This window comes from Enterobacter sp. ECC-019 (genome assembly GCF_043974075.1).
Taxonomy (GTDB): Bacteria; Pseudomonadota; Gammaproteobacteria; order Enterobacterales; family Enterobacteriaceae; genus Enterobacter; species Enterobacter asburiae_D.
This window is the reverse complement of record NZ_CP143759.1, coordinates 1529054-1546130: the sequence shown is the minus strand read 5'-3', so window position 1 is coordinate 1546130 and position 17077 is coordinate 1529054. Positions and strand designations below refer to the sequence as shown.

The following is a 17077-nucleotide window of genomic DNA, read 5'->3' as shown; positions in this document are numbered from 1 at the left end:
AACGGACTGGTTCTAATGTTATAGGGACTTTAGGTCATACTTTCAACGCAATTTCTGAGAATCCGCTTTCCAGTTTTGTAAGCAAGCACTTACTGATGTTAACCCAGCGCGACGCGAGCAGGTTTATCAAGGCGCCCACTCAGGCCAATCAGCAGGAAGGCCACCAGGACAATCACCGCACCAATCCACGGGGTCTGGGTTAACCCAACATGCGCTACGGTTTGTCCGCCAATGATGGAGCCCAGTGCGATGCCAATATTAAATGCGGCAATGTTCAGACCCGATGCCACATCCACCGCATTTGGCGTATAGAGCTCGGCTTTCTGGACAACGTAAACCTGAAGCCCGGGCACATTACCAAAGGCAAAAATCCCCATGACCAGCACCGTGACCAGCGCGGCGTAGTGTACCGAAGCCGTGAACTGGAAAATCATCAGCAGAACAACCAGGGCGGCGAAGATGAATTTCAGCGCCGGTACCGCACCATGCTTATCTGCAAGCTTGCCGCCCCAGATATTGCCAATGGCAACGGAAATACCGTATCCCAGCAAAATCCAGCTCACGGCATTGGGGGAAAAGCCCGCCAGGTCCTGCATCATCGGCGCCAGGAAGGTAAAGGCGGTGAATACGCCGCCATAGCCCAGTGCCGTAACCGCGTAGATGATCAGCAAACGCGGATGCGTGAGCACCTTCAGCTGATCGCGCAGGCTGGCGCTCGCCCGGCCTGGAATATTTGACGGTACCAGCAGCAGGCTGGTCACCAGAGCGATGACCCCCAGCAAGGAGACAGCCAGGAACGTTTCACGCCAGCCGAAGTGTTGTCCGATAAACGTTCCCAGCGGTACGCCCGTAACGAGTGCGACGGTCAGCCCACCAAACATGATCGCAATGGCTGAAGCCGCTTTCTCTTTGGGTACCAGGCTGGTGGCAATAGTGGAGCCAATCGAGAAGAACACACCGTGTGCAAGGCCGGTCAACAGACGGGCAATCACCAGCGTGGTGTAGTCCGGTGCCTGCCAGGCCAGAATGTTGCCGGCGGTGAACAGTACCATCAGCGCGACTAACAGCTGCTTACGCGGAAAACGCCCGGTCAGGGCCGTCAACACTGGCGCACCGACAGCGACGCCGAGGGCGTAGATAGACACCAACAGCCCGGCAGAGGGTAACGAGATCGCAAGCTGGTTAGCAATAGTGGGAACCAGACCCACGATAACAAATTCGGTCGTGCCAATTGCAAAGGCACTGATCGTCAGGGCAAGTAGCGCCAGTGGCATAAAATACTCCGTATCATCAGGATTAAGATGACAGGCAGTATGCGCCAGTGCTTAAATAACAAAAATGGTCAAAATATCAATAGAATTTTGCAGGTGGTGCAACAATGAAAGCAACATCAGAAGAGCTGACAATCTTCGTCGCCGTCGTTGAAAGCGGCAGCTTTAGCCGCGCGGCCGAACAGCTGGGTCAGGCTAATTCGGCCATCAGCCGTTCGGTAAAAAAACTGGAGATGAAGCTTGGAGTGAGTCTGCTCAACCGAACGACGCGGCAGCTGAGCCTGACGGAAGAAGGAGAGCGTTACTTTCGCCGCGTGCAGTCGGTACTGCAGGAGATGGCCGCAGCGGAGACGGAGATTATGGAGACCCGCAGCACTCCGCGTGGATTGCTGCGCATTGATGCGGCCACGCCGGTGGTGCTTCACTTTCTGATGCCGCTGATCAAACCTTTCCGCGAGCGCTATCCGGAGATGACGCTCTCGCTGGTCTCCTCAGAGACGTTTATCAACCTCATCGAGCGTAAAGTGGATGTGGCCATCCGGGCGGGAACCCTGACAGATTCAAGCTTGCGTGCCCGACCTCTGTTTGCCAGCTATCGCAAAATTATCGCATCACCAGAGTATATTGCCGAACATGGTAAACCGGAGACGGTTGAAGAATTGAAGCAGCATCTGTGCCTGGGCTTTACGGAGCCGGTGTCGCTAAACACCTGGCCTGTCGCCTGTCATGATGGTCAACTTTATGAAATTACCTGCGGATTATCTTCAAACAGCGGGGAAACGCTGAAGCAGCTGTGCCTTACCGGGAATGGCATCGCCTGTTTGTCGGATTACATGATTGATAAAGAAATTGCGCGCGGTGAGCTCGTGGAGTTAATGGCCGATAAGCGTCTGCCGGTAGAGATGCCTTTTAGCGCAGTGTATTACAGTGACAGAGCGGTGAGTACGCGCATTCGTGCCTTTATTGATTTCCTGAGTGAACATATAAAAACAGCTCCCGGAGGAGCTGTGTGAGGGTTCAGGTTACAGAGGGTGGGTCAAACTTAATCCCAGTCAGGGGCTAAACCTTCCGGGCTTACCAGGCGATCGTTGCACTCCAGTGCTGCGATCGCTTTTTTATCGTCAGCATCCAGATGAAGATCCGTTGCCAACAGGTTGCTGGCCAGGTTTTCACGCTTAGTTGATGATGGGATCACGGCATAACCTTCACCCATTGCCCATGCCAGAATCACCTGTGCAGCAGTGGCGTTATGTTTCTCTGCGATACGAGTAATCACCTCATCTTTCAGTGCCTTACCGTAGGCCAGCGTCATGTATGAGGTGATGTGGATCCCGTGCTGTTTTGCCCAGTCCACGACTTTGCGGTTTTGCAGGTATGGAGACAGCTCAATCTGGTTGGTCGCAATATTATCTGCGCCAACAGCGGCAATGGCTTTCTCCATCAGCGGAATGGTGAAGTTGGAGATCCCAATTTTACGGGTTAAGCCCTGCTTTTTCGCTTCCAGCAGCGCCTGCATGAATTCTTCTACTGAGACGGCATCATTCGGTGATGGCCAGTGGATCAACGTCAGATCTACGTAGTCAGTACGCAGTTTTTTTAGGCTCTCTTTCAGGCTAGGGATCAGCTTATCTTTGCTGAGATTCTCAATCCAGATTTTCGTGGTGATAAACAGTTCGTTACGCGGCACACCACTCTCTTCGAGAGCTTGTCCAACGGCAGCTTCGTTTTCATAGATCTGTGCCGTATCAACTGCACGATAGCCCAGTTCGAGTGCGGTTTTAACTGATGCGATAACAACGTCGTCTTTCAGGCGGAAAGTGCCCAGACCAAATGCAGGGAGAATCATAATATTCCTCAATCGTTATGTTCGTAAACTGAGGAAGATTATCGCTGGCCTTGTTATAGAGAAAAAGATCGCAAAACGCAGAGGATTTTTGCTAATTTCGCAATAATTAAACGTCAGATAAGAAAAAAGCCCTGAGCGTTAGCTCAGGGCTTTTAATAAGTGGCGGAACGGACGGGACTCGAACCCGCGACCCCCTGCGTGACAGGCAGGTATTCTAACCGACTGAACTACCGCTCCACCGAAGACTGCTTGTAACCACCGGATTTATGCACCGGCTTACTACTTAATTTGATGCCTGGCAGTTCCCTACTCTCACATGGGGAGACCCCACACTACCATCGGCGCTACGGCGTTTCACTTCTGAGTTCGGCATGGGGTCAGGTGGGACCACCGCGCTAAAGCCGCCAGGCAAATTCTGTTAATCTGTATCAAAGCTGAAAATCTTCTGTCTCTCGTCCGCCGAAACAGCTTCGGCGTTGTAAGGTTAAGCCTCACGGTTCATTAGTATCGGTTAGCTCAACGCATCGCTGCGCTTACACACCCGACCTATCAACGTCGTAGTCTTCAACGTTCCTTCAGGACTCTCAGGGAGTCAGGGAGAACTCATCTCGGGGCAAGTTTCGTGCTTAGATGCTTTCAGCACTTATCTTTTCCGCATTTAGCTACCGGGCAATGCCATTGGCATGACAACCCGAACACCAGTGATGCGTCCACTCCGGTCCTCTCGTACTAGGAGCAGCCCCCCTCAATTCTCCAGCGCCCACGGCAGATAGGGACCGAACTGTCTCACGACGTTCTAAACCCAGCTCGCGTACCACTTTAAATGGCGAACAGCCATACCCTTGGGACCTACTTCAGCCCCAGGATGTGATGAGCCGACATCGAGGTGCCAAACACCGCCGTCGATATGAACTCTTGGGCGGTATCAGCCTGTTATCCCCGGAGTACCTTTTATCCGTTGAGCGATGGCCCTTCCATTCAGAACCACCGGATCACTATGACCTGCTTTCGCACCTGCTCGAGCCGTCACTCTCGCAGTCAAGCTAGCTTATGCCATTGCACTAACCTCCTGATGTCCGACCAGGATTAGCTAACCTTCGTGCTCCTCCGTTACTCTTTGGGAGGAGACCGCCCCAGTCAAACTACCCACCAGACACTGTCCGCAACCCGGATTACGGGTCTACGTTAGAACACCAGCCATTAAAGGGTGGTATTTCAAGGGCGGCTCCACGCAGACTGGCGTCCACGCTTCAAAGCCTCCCACCTATCCTACACATCAAGGACCAGTGTTCAGTGTCAAGCTATAGTAAAGGTTCACGGGGTCTTTCCGTCTTGCCGCGGGTACACTGCATCTTCACAGCGAGTTCAATTTCACTGAGTCTCGGGTGGAGACAGCCTGGCCATCATTACGCCATTCGTGCAGGTCGGAACTTACCCGACAAGGAATTTCGCTACCTTAGGACCGTTATAGTTACGGCCGCCGTTTACCGGGGCTTCGATCAAGAGCTTCGCGTTGCCGCTAACCCCATCAATTAACCTTCCGGCACCGGGCAGGCGTCACACCGTATACGTCCACTTTCGTGTTTGCACAGTGCTGTGTTTTTAATAAACAGTTGCAGCCAGCTGGTATCTTCGACTGATTTCAGCTCCACCCGCAGGGGCTTCACCTACATATCAGCGTGCCTTCTCCCGAAGTTACGGCACCATTTTGCCTAGTTCCTTCACCCGAGTTCTCTCAAGCGCCTTGGTATTCTCTACCTGACCACCTGTGTCGGTTTGGGGTACGATTTGATGTTACCTGATGCTTAGAGGCTTTTCCTGGAAGCAGGGCATTTGTTACTTCAGCACCGTAGTGCCTCGTCATCACACCTCAGCGTTAATAAGGTACCGGATTTACCTGGAACCTCCGCCTACATGCTTAAACCGGGACAACCGTCGCCCGGCTAACATAGCCTTCTCCGTCCCCCCTTCGCAGTAACACCAAGTACAGGAATATTAACCTGTTTCCCATCGACTACGCCTTTCGGCCTCGCCTTAGGGGTCGACTCACCCTGCCCCGATTAACGTTGGACAGGAACCCTTGGTCTTCCGGCGTGCGGGCTTTTCACCCGCATTATCGTTACTTATGTCAGCATTCGCACTTCTGATACCTCCAGCACCCCTCACAGGACACCTTCAACGGCTTACAGAACGCTCCCCTACCCAACAACGCATACGCGTCGCTGCCGCAGCTTCGGTGCATGGTTTAGCCCCGTTACATCTTCCGCGCAGGCCGACTCGACCAGTGAGCTATTACGCTTTCTTTAAATGATGGCTGCTTCTAAGCCAACATCCTGGCTGTCTGTGCCTTCCCACATCGTTTCCCACTTAACCATGACTTTGGGACCTTAGCTGGCGGTCTGGGTTGTTTCCCTCTTCACGACGGACGTTAGCACCCGCCGTGTGTCTCCCGTGATAACATTCTTCGGTATTCGTAGTTTGCATCGGGTTGGTAAGCCGGGATGGCCCCCTAGCCGAAACAGTGCTCTACCCCCGAAGATGAGTTCACGAGGCGCTACCTAAATAGCTTTCGGGGAGAACCAGCTATCTCCCGGTTTGATTGGCCTTTCACCCCCAGCCACAAGTCATCCGCTAATTTTTCAACATTAGTCGGTTCGGTCCTCCAGTTAGTGTTACCCAACCTTCAACCTGCCCATGGCTAGATCACCGGGTTTCGGGTCTATACCCTGCAACTTAACGCCCAGTTAAGACTCGGTTTCCCTTCGGCTCCCCTATACGGTTAACCTTGCTACAGAATATAAGTCGCTGACCCATTATACAAAAGGTACGCAGTCACACCACGAAGGTGCTCCCACTGCTTGTACGTACACGGTTTCAGGTTCTTTTTCACTCCCCTCGCCGGGGTTCTTTTCGCCTTTCCCTCACGGTACTGGTTCACTATCGGTCAGTCAGGAGTATTTAGCCTTGGAGGATGGTCCCCCCATATTCAGACAGGATACCACGTGTCCCGCCCTACTCTTCGAGTTCACAACCTGTGTGCTTTCGTGTACGGGGCTGTCACCCTGTATCGCCGGACTTTCCAGACCGTTCCACTAACACACAAGCTGATTCAGACTCTGGGCTGCTCCCCGTTCGCTCGCCGCTACTGGGGGAATCTCGGTTGATTTCTTTTCCTCGGGGTACTTAGATGTTTCAGTTCCCCCGGTTCGCCTCGTTAACCTATGTATTCAGTTAACGATAGTGTGTCGGAACACACTGGGTTTCCCCATTCGGACATCGCCGGGTCAAAGGTTCATATCACCTCGCCGGCGCTTTTCGCAGATTAGCACGTCCTTCATCGCCTCTGACTGCCAGGGCATCCACCGTGTACGCTTAGTCGCTTAACCTCACAACCCGAAGATGTTTCTTTCGATTCATCACCGACTTGCGAAAATTTGAGAGACTCGAACACACCTTAAAGATGTGTCGTTTCAATTTTCAGCTTGATCCAGATTTTTAAAGAGCAAAACTTCGCAGTGCACCTTTTCAGGTTCACTCTGAAGTTTTCTTGTGTTCGCAGTAAAAGATGGTGGAGCTATGCGGGATCGAACCGCAGACCTCCTGCGTGCAAAGCAGGCGCTCTCCCAGCTGAGCTATAGCCCCATCGTTTTGCTAACCTCTTCAAATTTGCTTCGCAAATTTGGTAGGCCTGAGTGGACTTGAACCACCGACCTCACCCTTATCAGGGGTGCGCTCTAACCACCTGAGCTACAAGCCTGTAGAGGTTTTTACTGCTGTTTTTCATCAGACAATCTGTGTGAGCACTACAAAGGCAGGTTCTTTAAGGTAAGGAGGTGATCCAACCGCAGGTTCCCCTACGGTTACCTTGTTACGACTTCACCCCAGTCATGAATCACAAAGTGGTAAGCGCCCTCCCGAAGGTTAAGCTACCTACTTCTTTTGCAACCCACTCCCATGGTGTGACGGGCGGTGTGTACAAGGCCCGGGAACGTATTCACCGTAGCATTCTGATCTACGATTACTAGCGATTCCGACTTCATGGAGTCGAGTTGCAGACTCCAATCCGGACTACGACGCACTTTATGAGGTCCGCTTGCTCTCGCGAGGTCGCTTCTCTTTGTATGCGCCATTGTAGCACGTGTGTAGCCCTACTCGTAAGGGCCATGATGACTTGACGTCATCCCCACCTTCCTCCAGTTTATCACTGGCAGTCTCCTTTGAGTTCCCGGCCTAACCGCTGGCAACAAAGGATAAGGGTTGCGCTCGTTGCGGGACTTAACCCAACATTTCACAACACGAGCTGACGACAGCCATGCAGCACCTGTCTCAGAGTTCCCGAAGGCACCAAAGCATCTCTGCTAAGTTCTCTGGATGTCAAGAGTAGGTAAGGTTCTTCGCGTTGCATCGAATTAAACCACATGCTCCACCGCTTGTGCGGGCCCCCGTCAATTCATTTGAGTTTTAACCTTGCGGCCGTACTCCCCAGGCGGTCGACTTAACGCGTTAGCTCCGGAAGCCACGCCTCAAGGGCACAACCTCCAAGTCGACATCGTTTACGGCGTGGACTACCAGGGTATCTAATCCTGTTTGCTCCCCACGCTTTCGCACCTGAGCGTCAGTCTTTGTCCAGGGGGCCGCCTTCGCCACCGGTATTCCTCCAGATCTCTACGCATTTCACCGCTACACCTGGAATTCTACCCCCCTCTACAAGACTCTAGCCTGCCAGTTTCGAATGCAGTTCCCAGGTTGAGCCCGGGGATTTCACATCCGACTTGACAGACCGCCTGCGTGCGCTTTACGCCCAGTAATTCCGATTAACGCTTGCACCCTCCGTATTACCGCGGCTGCTGGCACGGAGTTAGCCGGTGCTTCTTCTGCGGGTAACGTCAATCGACAAGGTTATTAACCTTATCGCCTTCCTCCCCGCTGAAAGTACTTTACAACCCGAAGGCCTTCTTCATACACGCGGCATGGCTGCATCAGGCTTGCGCCCATTGTGCAATATTCCCCACTGCTGCCTCCCGTAGGAGTCTGGACCGTGTCTCAGTTCCAGTGTGGCTGGTCATCCTCTCAGACCAGCTAGGGATCGTCGCCTAGGTGAGCCGTTACCCCACCTACTAGCTAATCCCATCTGGGCACATCTGATGGCAAGAGGCCCGAAGGTCCCCCTCTTTGGTCTTGCGACGTTATGCGGTATTAGCTACCGTTTCCAGTAGTTATCCCCCTCCATCAGGCAGTTTCCCAGACATTACTCACCCGTCCGCCGCTCGTCACCCAGAGAGCAAGCTCTCCTGTGCTACCGCCCGACTTGCATGTGTTAGGCCTGCCGCCAGCGTTCAATCTGAGCCATGATCAAACTCTTCAATTTAAGTTTGATGCTCGTGAATTAAACTTCGTAATGAATTACGTATGTTCACTCAGAGACTTGGTATTCATTTATTGTCCGGAGACATTAAGAATCCATGTCACTTTGAGTGCCCACACAGATTGTCTGATAAATTGTTAAAGAGCAGTTGCAACGCGGCTTTCGCTCACCGTTGCGAGGTGGCGTATATTACGCTTTCCTCTTTCAGAGTCAACCCGTTATTTCAGGATTTTTTCTCTTCAACCGACCGGGTTGTGTGTGAAGTGATTCACATCCGCCGTGTCGATGGAGGCGCATTATAGGGGGCCGCCGAGGAATGACAAGCGGAAAAATGCATTTTTATTTCAACCGCTCATCTTTTCGCCAAAAAGGCTATTTTTGGTGCTTTTTAATCTCTTTTGGCAGATCGGCCAGACTATTAATCACCCAATCCGCTGCATTTTCTGCTTCTGGCGTCACTGGCTTACCGGTGCGAACTAATATTTTGGCCCCTACACCCGCTGCGGCGGCTGCCTGCATATCTTCCAGTTTATCGCCCACCATATAAGAAGCAGACATATCAATGTGCAGGAACTCCTGCGCAGAGATGAACATCCCCGGATGCGGCTTACGGCAGTCACAGGTCTGGCGATACGCTTCTACCGTTCCCTGCGGGTGGTGCGGACAATAGTAGATACCGTCGAGATCCACGCCGCGGTCGGCCAGCGACCAGTCCATCCATTCTGTCAGCGTTTCGAACTGCGCTTCGGTGAATTTACCGCGTGCAATACCGGACTGGTTCGTCACCACCACCAGCGCATAGCCCATCTCTTTCAACTGGCGCATGGCATCTATTACGCCCTCGATAAACTCGAACTCATCAATCTCATGGACATAACCGTGATCCACATTAATAGTGCCGTCACGATCGAGAAAAATTGCGGGTACTGATTTTGCCACCGGTTTGCTCCTGAAAAAGGCTTGTTCGACTAGTATCTCATGAATCACAGCGCAATAAAGTGCTCATCGTACAGAGTTGGATTGATTTAGACGTCTGGATGCCTTAACATCCGTTTTGTTTACGGTCATCACCCGTATCTGGCAGAAGAAAATGCCACGGCTAACTTACATACGATAAAAATAATCTAATGATTAAACTTTCCAATATCACCAAAGTGTTCCAGCAGGGGAACCGAACCATTCAGGCGCTGAACAACGTCAGCCTGCATGTTCCTGCTGGTCAAATTTATGGCGTCATTGGCGCATCGGGTGCAGGTAAAAGCACGCTGATTCGTTGTGTTAACCTGCTTGAGCGCCCAACCCAGGGCAGCGTAGAAGTTGGCGGCCAGGAACTTACCGCCCTCTCAGAGAAAGAACTCACCAAAGCGCGTCGTCAGATTGGCATGATCTTCCAGCACTTTAACCTGCTGGCCTCCCGCACCGTGTTCGGCAACGTTGCCTTACCGCTTGAGCTGGATAACACGCCAAAAGAAGAAGTGAAGCGTCGCGTCACCGAGCTGCTCGACCTCGTGGGTCTGGGCGACAAACATGATAGCTACCCGGCAAACCTGTCCGGTGGGCAAAAACAGCGTGTGGCCATTGCCCGCGCGCTGGCAAGCAATCCTAAGGTACTGCTGTGTGATGAAGCCACCAGCGCACTGGATCCGGCAACCACGCGTTCGATTCTGGAACTGCTGAAAGACATTAACCGTCGCCTGGGCCTGACGATCCTCCTTATTACGCACGAGATGGACGTGGTGAAACGCATCTGCGACTGCGTGGCGGTCATCAGCAACGGTGAGCTGATCGAGCAGGACACGGTAAGTGAAGTGTTCTCGCATCCGAAGACGCCGCTGGCGCAGCAGTTCATCCAGTCCACGCTGCATCTGGATATCCCAGAAGATTATCTGGAACGCCTGAAAACCGAACCGACGGCAGACAGCGTCCCGATGCTGCGCATGGAGTTCACCGGTCAGTCCGTTGACGCTCCCCTGCTTTCCGAAACCGCGCGTCGCTTTAACGTGAACAACAACATTATCAGCGCGCAGATGGATTACGCCGGTGGCGTGAAGTTCGGCATCATGCTGACAGAAATGCACGGCACACAAGAAGAAACCCAGGCCGCGATTGCCTGGCTGCAAGAACATCACGTAAAAGTAGAGGTACTGGGTTATGTCTGAGCCGATGATGTGGCTGCTGGTTCGCGGCGTTTGGGAAACGCTGGCAATGACCTTTGTCTCTGGCTTCTTTGGTTTTGTGATTGGCCTGCCGGTCGGCGTACTGCTGTACGTGACGCGTCCCGGCCAAATCATTGAGAACGCGAAACTGTACCGTACGCTCTCTGCGCTGGTGAACATCTTCCGTTCTATCCCCTTCATTATTCTGCTGGTGTGGATGATTCCGTTTACCCGCGTGATCGTCGGAACGTCTATCGGTCTGCAGGCGGCCATCGTTCCGCTGACCGTAGGCGCAGCGCCGTTTATCGCCCGTATGGTGGAAAACGCCCTGCTGGAAATCCCGACAGGTCTGATTGAAGCTTCCCGCGCAATGGGCGCAACGCCGATGCAGATCGTGCGCAAAGTCCTGCTCCCGGAAGCACTGCCGGGCCTGGTGAACGCGGCAACCATTACGCTCATCACGCTGGTCGGGTATTCCGCGATGGGCGGTGCAGTGGGTGCTGGCGGTTTAGGTCAGATTGGTTACCAGTACGGCTATATTGGATATAACGCTACCGTGATGAATACCGTTCTGGTATTGCTGGTTGTTCTGGTTTATTTAATCCAGTTCTCTGGCGATCGCATCGTCCGGACCGTTACTCACAAATAACGTTACACACAACACAAACTCTACGAGTTAAGGATAAAACATGGCGTTTAAATTAAAGACCTTTGCAGCAGTAGGCGCGCTGATCGGCTCTCTGGCACTGGTGGGTTGCGGTCAGGACGAAAAAGATCCAAACCACATTAAAGTGGGCGTTATCGTGGGTGCAGAACAACAGGTTGCTGAAGTTGCTCAGAAAGTGGCAAAAGAGAAGTATGGCCTGGACGTTGAGCTGGTGACCTTCAACGATTACGTTCTGCCGAACGAAGCGCTGAGCAAAGGCGATATCGACGCTAACGCCTTCCAGCATAAGCCATATCTGGATCAGCAGATCAAAGATCGTGGCTATAAACTGGTGGGTATCGGTAACACCTTCGTTTATCCAATTGCCGGTTACTCCAAGAAAATTAAATCGCTGGACGAACTGCAGCCGGGCTCTCAGGTTGCCGTGCCTAACGACCCAACCAACCTTGGTCGTTCCCTGCTGCTGCTGCAGAAAGTGGGCCTGATCAAACTGAAAGACGGTGTTGGCCTGCTGCCAACCGTTCTGGATGTTACCGAAAACCCGAAAAATCTGAAAATTGTTGAACTGGAAGCACCGCAGCTGCCACGTTCTCTGGACGATGCACAGATTGCTCTGGCCGTGATCAACACCACTTACGCCAGCCAGATTGGCCTGACGCCAGCCAAAGACGGTATCTTCGTTGAAGATAAAGACTCCCCGTACGTTAACCTGATCGTGACTCGCGAAGACAACAAAGACGCGGAAAACGTGAAGAAATTCGTTCAGGCTTATCAGTCTGATGAAGTTTACCAGGAAGCCAACAAAGTGTTTAACGGCGGCGCTGTTAAAGGCTGGTAATCTCACCACAGTGTAATATCATCAGGACGGGCTTATGCCCGTCTTGTCATTTGTGCAGTCTACTGATTCAATATCTGACGTTTTGATTATCCATTGAGGAAATATTATGCGTGCTTTACCGATCTGTCTTTTAGCACTCATGCTGAGCGGCTGTTCTATGCTAAGCAGATCTCCCGTTGAACCTGTTCAAAGCACGGCAACCCCGCCAAAAACCGAGCCTGCGAAACCGAAAGTGGTTCGCCCTGCGCCGGTTCGCATTATCACGAAAGCAGACGAACTCGTCGGTAAACCGTTCCGTGAACTGGGCGAAGTAAGCGGTGAATCCTGTCAGGCGACCAATCAGGACTCACCACCGAATATTCCGACAGCGCGTAAACGTATGCAGATTAATGCCGCAAAAATGAAAGCCAACGCGGTCCTGCTGCACAGCTGTGAAGTCACCAGCGGCACGCCAGGCTGCTACCGTCAGGCGGTTTGCATCGGTTCTGCGCTGAACATCACGGCGAAATGAGTGCATTTCAGTTCGAGCAGATAGGCGTTATCCACTCTCCTTATAAAGAGAAGTTCGCCGTCCCCCGCCAGCCCGGTCTTGTGACCAGCGGAAGCGGTGAGCTTCACCTGATTGCGCCTTACAATCAGGCCGATGCGGTACGCGGGCTCGAGGCTTTCAGCCATTTGTGGGTGCTGTTCGTGTTTCACCAGACTATGGAAGGCAGCTGGCGTCCGACCGTGCGCCCTCCTCGTCTTGGCGGAAATGCGAGAATGGGCGTGTTTGCGACTCGCTCGACCTTCCGCCCAAACCCGGTTGGAATGTCGCTGGTTGAACTGAAAGGCATACGCTGCCAGAAAGATCGGGTGATACTGGAGTTAGGTAGCCTGGATTTGGTAGACGGCACGCCGGTAATCGACATCAAACCCTATTTGCCCTTTGCCGAAGCCCTCCCGGACGCGCGTGCAAGCTATGCTCAGGATGCGCCGCAGGCGGATATGCCTGTTTATTTTACGCCTGAGATAACCGCGCAGCTCGGTCAACTGGAGAAACGCTATCCTCGCTTACGGGATTTCATCACTGAAGTTCTGGCCCAGGACCCTCGTCCGGCCTACCGTAAAGAAGAGGAAGCAGGAAAAACGTACGCCGTCTGGCTGCTGGATTTTAACGTTCGCTGGCGCGTCACCGGGGCAGGTTTTGAAGTGTTTGCCCTTGAACCCAGGTAATTTTGTTCTCCTCTCTTTTGGCATCTTTGCCACACTGGTAAACTAAACCACTTTTTTTGTGTCAGGCTGGTGTTTCAGCCTGTTCCAATCGTCGAAATGGAACCGTAACAACATGCGTACTAGCCAATATCTGCTCTCCACTCTGAAGGAGACGCCTGCCGACGCCGAAGTGATCAGCCATCAGCTGATGCTGCGCGCCGGGATGATCCGCAAGCTGGCCTCCGGGTTATATACCTGGCTGCCGACCGGCGTGCGCGTCCTGAAAAAAGTCGAAAACATCGTGCGTGAAGAGATGAACAACGCCGGTGCTATCGAGGTGTCCATGCCGGTGGTTCAGCCCGCTGACCTGTGGCAGGAGAGCGGCCGTTGGGAACAATATGGTCCTGAACTGCTGCGCTTCGTCGATCGCGGCGAGCGTCCGTTCGTTCTCGGCCCAACGCATGAAGAAGTTATTACCGACCTGATTCGTAATGAGCTGAGCTCTTACAAACAGCTGCCGCTGAACTTCTTCCAGATCCAGACCAAGTTCCGTGACGAAGTTCGCCCACGTTTCGGCGTCATGCGCTCTCGCGAATTCCTGATGAAAGATGCCTACTCTTTCCATACCTCTCAGGAATCACTGCAAGAGACTTACGACGCAATGTACGCGGCATATAGCAAAATCTTCTCCCGCATGGGTCTGGATTTCCGTGCTGTGCAGGCTGATACCGGCTCCATCGGCGGTAGCGCCTCCCATGAGTTCCAGGTACTGGCGCAGAGCGGTGAAGACGATGTGATCTTCTCTGACTCTTCAGACTACGCGGCGAACATCGAATTTGCAGAAGCGCTGGCACCAAAAGAACCACGCGGCGCGGCAACGCAAGAGATGACGCTGGTTGATACGCCAAACGCGAAAACCATCGCCGAGCTGGTTGATCAGTTCAATCTGCCAGTCGAAAAAACCGTGAAAACGCTGCTGGTGAAATCCGCCGAAGGTAGCGCTTACCCGCTGGTTGCCCTTCTGGTGCGTGGCGACCACGAACTGAACGAAGTGAAAGCCGAGAAGCTGCCGCAGGTAGCCAGCCCGCTGACGTTCGCAACGGAAGCGGAAATCCGCGCCGTGGTGAATGCGGGTCCAGGTTCACTGGGTCCAGTAAATCTGCCGGTGCCTGTTGTTATTGACCGCACAGTTGCTGCAATGAGCGACTTCTCCGCAGGTGCTAACATCGACGGTAAACATTACTTCGGCATCAACTGGGATCGCGACGTGGCGACGCCGGAAGTGGCTGACATCCGTAACGTGGTGGCAGGCGATCCAAGCCCGGACGGTCAGGGTACCCTGATGATTAAGCGCGGCATCGAAGTCGGTCACATCTTCCAACTGGGTGATAAATACTCTCGCGCGCTGAATGCCGCAGTTCAGGGTGAAGACGGCCGTAACCAGATCCTGACCATGGGTTGCTACGGTATCGGGGTGACGCGCGTGGTGGCTGCTGCAATTGAGCAGAACTACGACGAGCGCGGCATCGTCTGGCCGGACAATATCGCGCCGTTCCAGGTGGCTATTCTGCCAATGAACATGCACAAGTCTTACCGCGTGCAGGAGCTGGCCGAGAAGCTGTATGCCGAGCTGCGCGCTCAGGGCATCGAAGTGCTGATGGATGACCGTAAAGAGCGTCCGGGCGTGATGTTTGCCGATATGGAACTGATCGGTATCCCGCACACCGTCGTCATCGGCGACCGCAACCTCGACAGCGATGAGATTGAATACAAATACCGTCGCAGCGGTGAAAAACAGATGATCAAGACCGGCGACATTCTTGATTACCTGGTGAAAGCCATCAAAGGCTAAACAAAAAACCCCGCTCAGGCGGGGTTTTTTAATGGCTCAACGTCAGCTTATTTGCTGTTACAGTCTTTACCCGCGACAAACTTCGCGTCTTTATCTGCCACCAGCGTTTTCACCATCTCTCCGCTATCCGGGTTTGGCTCCAGCGTAAAGTGACCGTCAACCGTCAGCAATACCGGCTTGCTGTCATTGCCGCGTGCCACAGCGTAATCACGTTCAAGCTGCGCATTGTTTGCCACGCTGACCTTCCTGCCGGTTGCGCAGTCGGTAAAGATCGCCGCATCCGCCATATAGAAGTACATCCCCCGCATTGCCATCGGCGTTGCAGGCAGGGCCGCTTTCACCGGGGCCAGCGTGTAGTTTAACTGGGATTGAATAGGGTTACCTTCGCGGTCGAGCATCTCCATGCTGTCACCTTTAGGGCGGAACCAGGTTTTCTCACCGGAGGTATCCGTCAGGACCAGCTTCTCCGCGGTACGCGCCCATGTTCCATAAGTCGCAAACGAAGAAGGCTCTTTAGCGCCCTGATAGCGCTGATTCATCACCCAGGTGCCATCTTTTTGCAGGAACAGAGACGTTTCAATACCTTCGCAGTCTGCGCAAGGCAATACGCCGCGCCAGCTTTGCTGCATCGGTTTTAATTCTTCCGTTTGCGTGGGTTGTAAAACCTGCGTTTCGGAGCGGTTGTTACACCCGAAAAGCGCAAACAGCGTACTCGCTGCCAGCGCTGACCATAATACTTTTTTCACAATGAATTCCTTATGAAAAGTGTGTTCCCTTTCGTCACTCTGTCGGGCGACGAACTTTACCGCGTAGTGCTTTCACTGTGGATTTTTGGGCCTTCGAGGACAACCGACGCTCTTTCGATGCGCGGGTTGGCCGCGTTGCCCGGCGGCTTTTTTGTACTGCCGTTAACTCTTTAATGACCGCCACCAGCCTGGCTATCGCCGCTTCCCGGTTGAGCTCCTGGCTACGGTACTCCTGGGCTTTGATCACAATCACGCCATCGATGGTGATCAGGTGATGGCTGGCGGCAAGCAGGCTTTCTTTATAATACTCTGGCAGGCTTGAGGCCCGAATGTCAAAACGCAAATGGATAGCCGTCGACGCCTTGTTGACGTGCTGCCCACCTGCCCCCTGAGCACGGATGGCGGTGATCTCCAGCTCGTTGTCAGGAATGCTGACGTTTCGGGACAAGACGATCATGACGCGGGTTGCCACGCCGTCAAATGAATTTCCAGATTATTCTGAGAATCAGAGAGCCAGATGGCGCCATCCTGAATCGTCGCCTGCAAAACCATGGTCCTGCTGGCAAACTCGCTCAACTGCGCCAGCTGCTCATCATCCAGATACCAGACCGTAAGATTTTTAAACTGTCCGCACTTGCTCTTGTTTTGCTGCCACCAAATCTCCGCGGCGCGCTGATTATATGCGAATAAGGCCACTTTAGCGGACTGGGTGCAGGCCTTCTTAATTCTGCGCTCGTCCGGTAGTCCGAGTTCGATCCACAAATCGATACCCAGATGATCGTTGCGCAGCCAGGCTTCAGGCTCGTCTTCTGCGCTTAACCCACGGGTAAACTGCAGACGCTCGTCGGCATACTTAATCCACGCCAGCAGGCGCAGCATCATGCGCTCCTGGGTTTCGGAGGGGTGGCGTGCCAGAGTAAGCGACGCGTCCAGGAACTGGTTGCGATCCAGATCGGCCACATTGACCACTGCTTTATAAATTGTCGCTTTCAGCGCCATGAGAGAACTCCATTCGAATCAGGCGCACATTGTAGCGAAAACCGCGGCAAAAGGCTGTTATTGGGTGTTAAATACACCGCTATCAAGGCTCTGATATTGCTTAAATGAGTATGGTATAGTCACCTTGCTAAACCGAGTTTATC

13 protein-coding genes, 3 tRNA genes and 3 rRNA genes are annotated in these 17077 nt (G+C 53.2%); 7 read left to right on the top strand and 12 right to left on the bottom strand.

Translation table 11 applies throughout. The features are described from left to right. Nucleotides 1-98: 98 nt before the first annotated feature. On the bottom strand, nt 99-1274 hold the full coding sequence (locus V1566_RS07160; RefSeq protein ID WP_148244842.1) for an MFS transporter: 1176 nt from the start codon (nt 1272-1274) through the stop codon (nt 99-101). Nucleotides 1275-1378: 104 nt separating this feature from the next. Here V1566_RS07160 and yafC point away from each other — a divergent pair, with 104 nt between their 5' ends. Next, nucleotides 1379-2284, top strand: a complete 906-nt coding sequence (gene yafC, locus V1566_RS07155) for a DNA-binding transcriptional regulator YafC (protein ID WP_032661736.1) — start codon at nt 1379-1381, stop codon at nt 2282-2284. Nucleotides 2285-2313: 29 nt separating this feature from the next. On the opposite strand, the gene dkgB is transcribed toward yafC, so the two are convergent. The 8 genes from dkgB to gmhB all read right to left on the bottom strand — a co-directional run bounded on the left by dkgB (nt 2314) and on the right by gmhB (nt 9421). Further along, nucleotides 2314-3117, bottom strand: a complete 804-nt coding sequence (gene dkgB, locus V1566_RS07150) for a 2,5-didehydrogluconate reductase DkgB (protein WP_395305447.1) — start codon at nt 3115-3117, stop codon at nt 2314-2316. 160 nt (nt 3118-3277) lie between these two features. Then, nucleotides 3278-3354, bottom strand: a tRNA-Asp gene (locus tag V1566_RS07145). 56 nt (nt 3355-3410) lie between these two features. Beyond that, nucleotides 3411-3526, bottom strand: a 5S ribosomal RNA gene (gene rrf, locus V1566_RS07140). A gap of 71 nt (nt 3527-3597) precedes the next feature. Further along, a 23S ribosomal RNA gene (locus V1566_RS07135) occupies nt 3598-6503 on the bottom strand. Between the two features lie 180 nt (nt 6504-6683). Continuing rightward, nucleotides 6684-6759, bottom strand: a tRNA-Ala gene (locus tag V1566_RS07130). Nucleotides 6760-6797: 38 nt separating this feature from the next. Beyond that, nucleotides 6798-6874, bottom strand: a tRNA-Ile gene (locus tag V1566_RS07125). A gap of 69 nt (nt 6875-6943) precedes the next feature. After that, nucleotides 6944-8485, bottom strand: a 16S ribosomal RNA gene (locus V1566_RS07120). The 16S, 23S and 5S rRNA genes sit together here with 3 tRNA genes alongside, the layout of an rRNA operon. A 369-nt stretch (nt 8486-8854) precedes the next feature. Further along, nucleotides 8855-9421: a D-glycero-beta-D-manno-heptose 1,7-bisphosphate 7-phosphatase gene (gene gmhB, locus V1566_RS07115; protein WP_395305446.1), complete on the bottom strand. Its 567-nt coding sequence runs from the start codon at nt 9419-9421 to the stop codon at nt 8855-8857. 188 nt (nt 9422-9609) lie between these two features. On the opposite strand from gmhB, the gene metN reads away from it, so the two are divergent. The 6 genes from metN (at nt 9610) to proS (ending at nt 15189) form a co-directional block, all read left to right on the top strand. Next, entirely contained in the window at nt 9610-10641 is a 1032-nt protein-coding gene (metN, locus tag V1566_RS07110; protein WP_023334590.1) for a methionine ABC transporter ATP-binding protein MetN, read from the top strand. Next, a complete protein-coding gene (locus V1566_RS07105; protein WP_014168730.1) occupies nt 10634-11287 on the top strand; it encodes a methionine ABC transporter permease MetI in 654 nt (217 codons plus the stop codon). The genes metN and V1566_RS07105 overlap by 8 nt, the downstream gene beginning before the upstream one ends. Nucleotides 11288-11327: 40 nt before the next feature. Beyond that, nucleotides 11328-12143, top strand: coding sequence for a methionine ABC transporter substrate-binding lipoprotein MetQ (gene metQ, locus V1566_RS07100; RefSeq protein ID WP_193941881.1), 816 nt, complete (start codon nt 11328-11330; stop codon nt 12141-12143). A gap of 106 nt (nt 12144-12249) precedes the next feature. After that, on the top strand, nt 12250-12654 hold the full coding sequence (gene rcsF, locus V1566_RS07095) for an Rcs stress response system protein RcsF (RefSeq protein WP_008501883.1): 405 nt from the start codon (nt 12250-12252) through the stop codon (nt 12652-12654). Continuing rightward, entirely contained in the window at nt 12651-13358 is a 708-nt protein-coding gene (gene tsaA, locus V1566_RS07090; RefSeq protein ID WP_395305445.1) for a tRNA (N6-threonylcarbamoyladenosine(37)-N6)-methyltransferase TrmO, read from the top strand. Before rcsF ends, tsaA begins: the two co-directional genes overlap by 4 nt. A 112-nt stretch (nt 13359-13470) precedes the next feature. Continuing rightward, nucleotides 13471-15189 carry a proline--tRNA ligase gene (gene proS / locus V1566_RS07085; protein ID WP_395305444.1) on the top strand — a complete coding sequence of 573 codons (1719 nt, stop codon included), beginning with the start codon at nt 13471-13473 and terminating at the stop codon, nt 15187-15189. 47 nt (nt 15190-15236) lie between these two features. On the opposite strand, the gene nlpE is transcribed toward proS, so the two are convergent. Genes nlpE through V1566_RS07070 form a run of 3 tightly spaced genes read right to left on the bottom strand, consistent with a single transcriptional unit; the run spans nt 15237 to nt 16934 of the window. Beyond that, nucleotides 15237-15935: an envelope stress response activation lipoprotein NlpE gene (gene nlpE, locus V1566_RS07080; RefSeq protein WP_395305443.1), complete on the bottom strand. Its 699-nt coding sequence runs from the start codon at nt 15933-15935 to the stop codon at nt 15237-15239. Nucleotides 15936-15969: 34 nt separating this feature from the next. Then, nucleotides 15970-16392: an alternative ribosome rescue aminoacyl-tRNA hydrolase ArfB gene (arfB, locus tag V1566_RS07075; RefSeq protein ID WP_395305963.1), complete on the bottom strand. Its 423-nt coding sequence runs from the start codon at nt 16390-16392 to the stop codon at nt 15970-15972. Further along, nucleotides 16389-16934, bottom strand: a complete 546-nt coding sequence (locus tag V1566_RS07070; protein WP_063145198.1) for a YaeQ family protein — start codon at nt 16932-16934, stop codon at nt 16389-16391. Before V1566_RS07070 ends, arfB begins: the two co-directional genes overlap by 4 nt. Nucleotides 16935-17077: the final 143 nt, after the last annotated feature.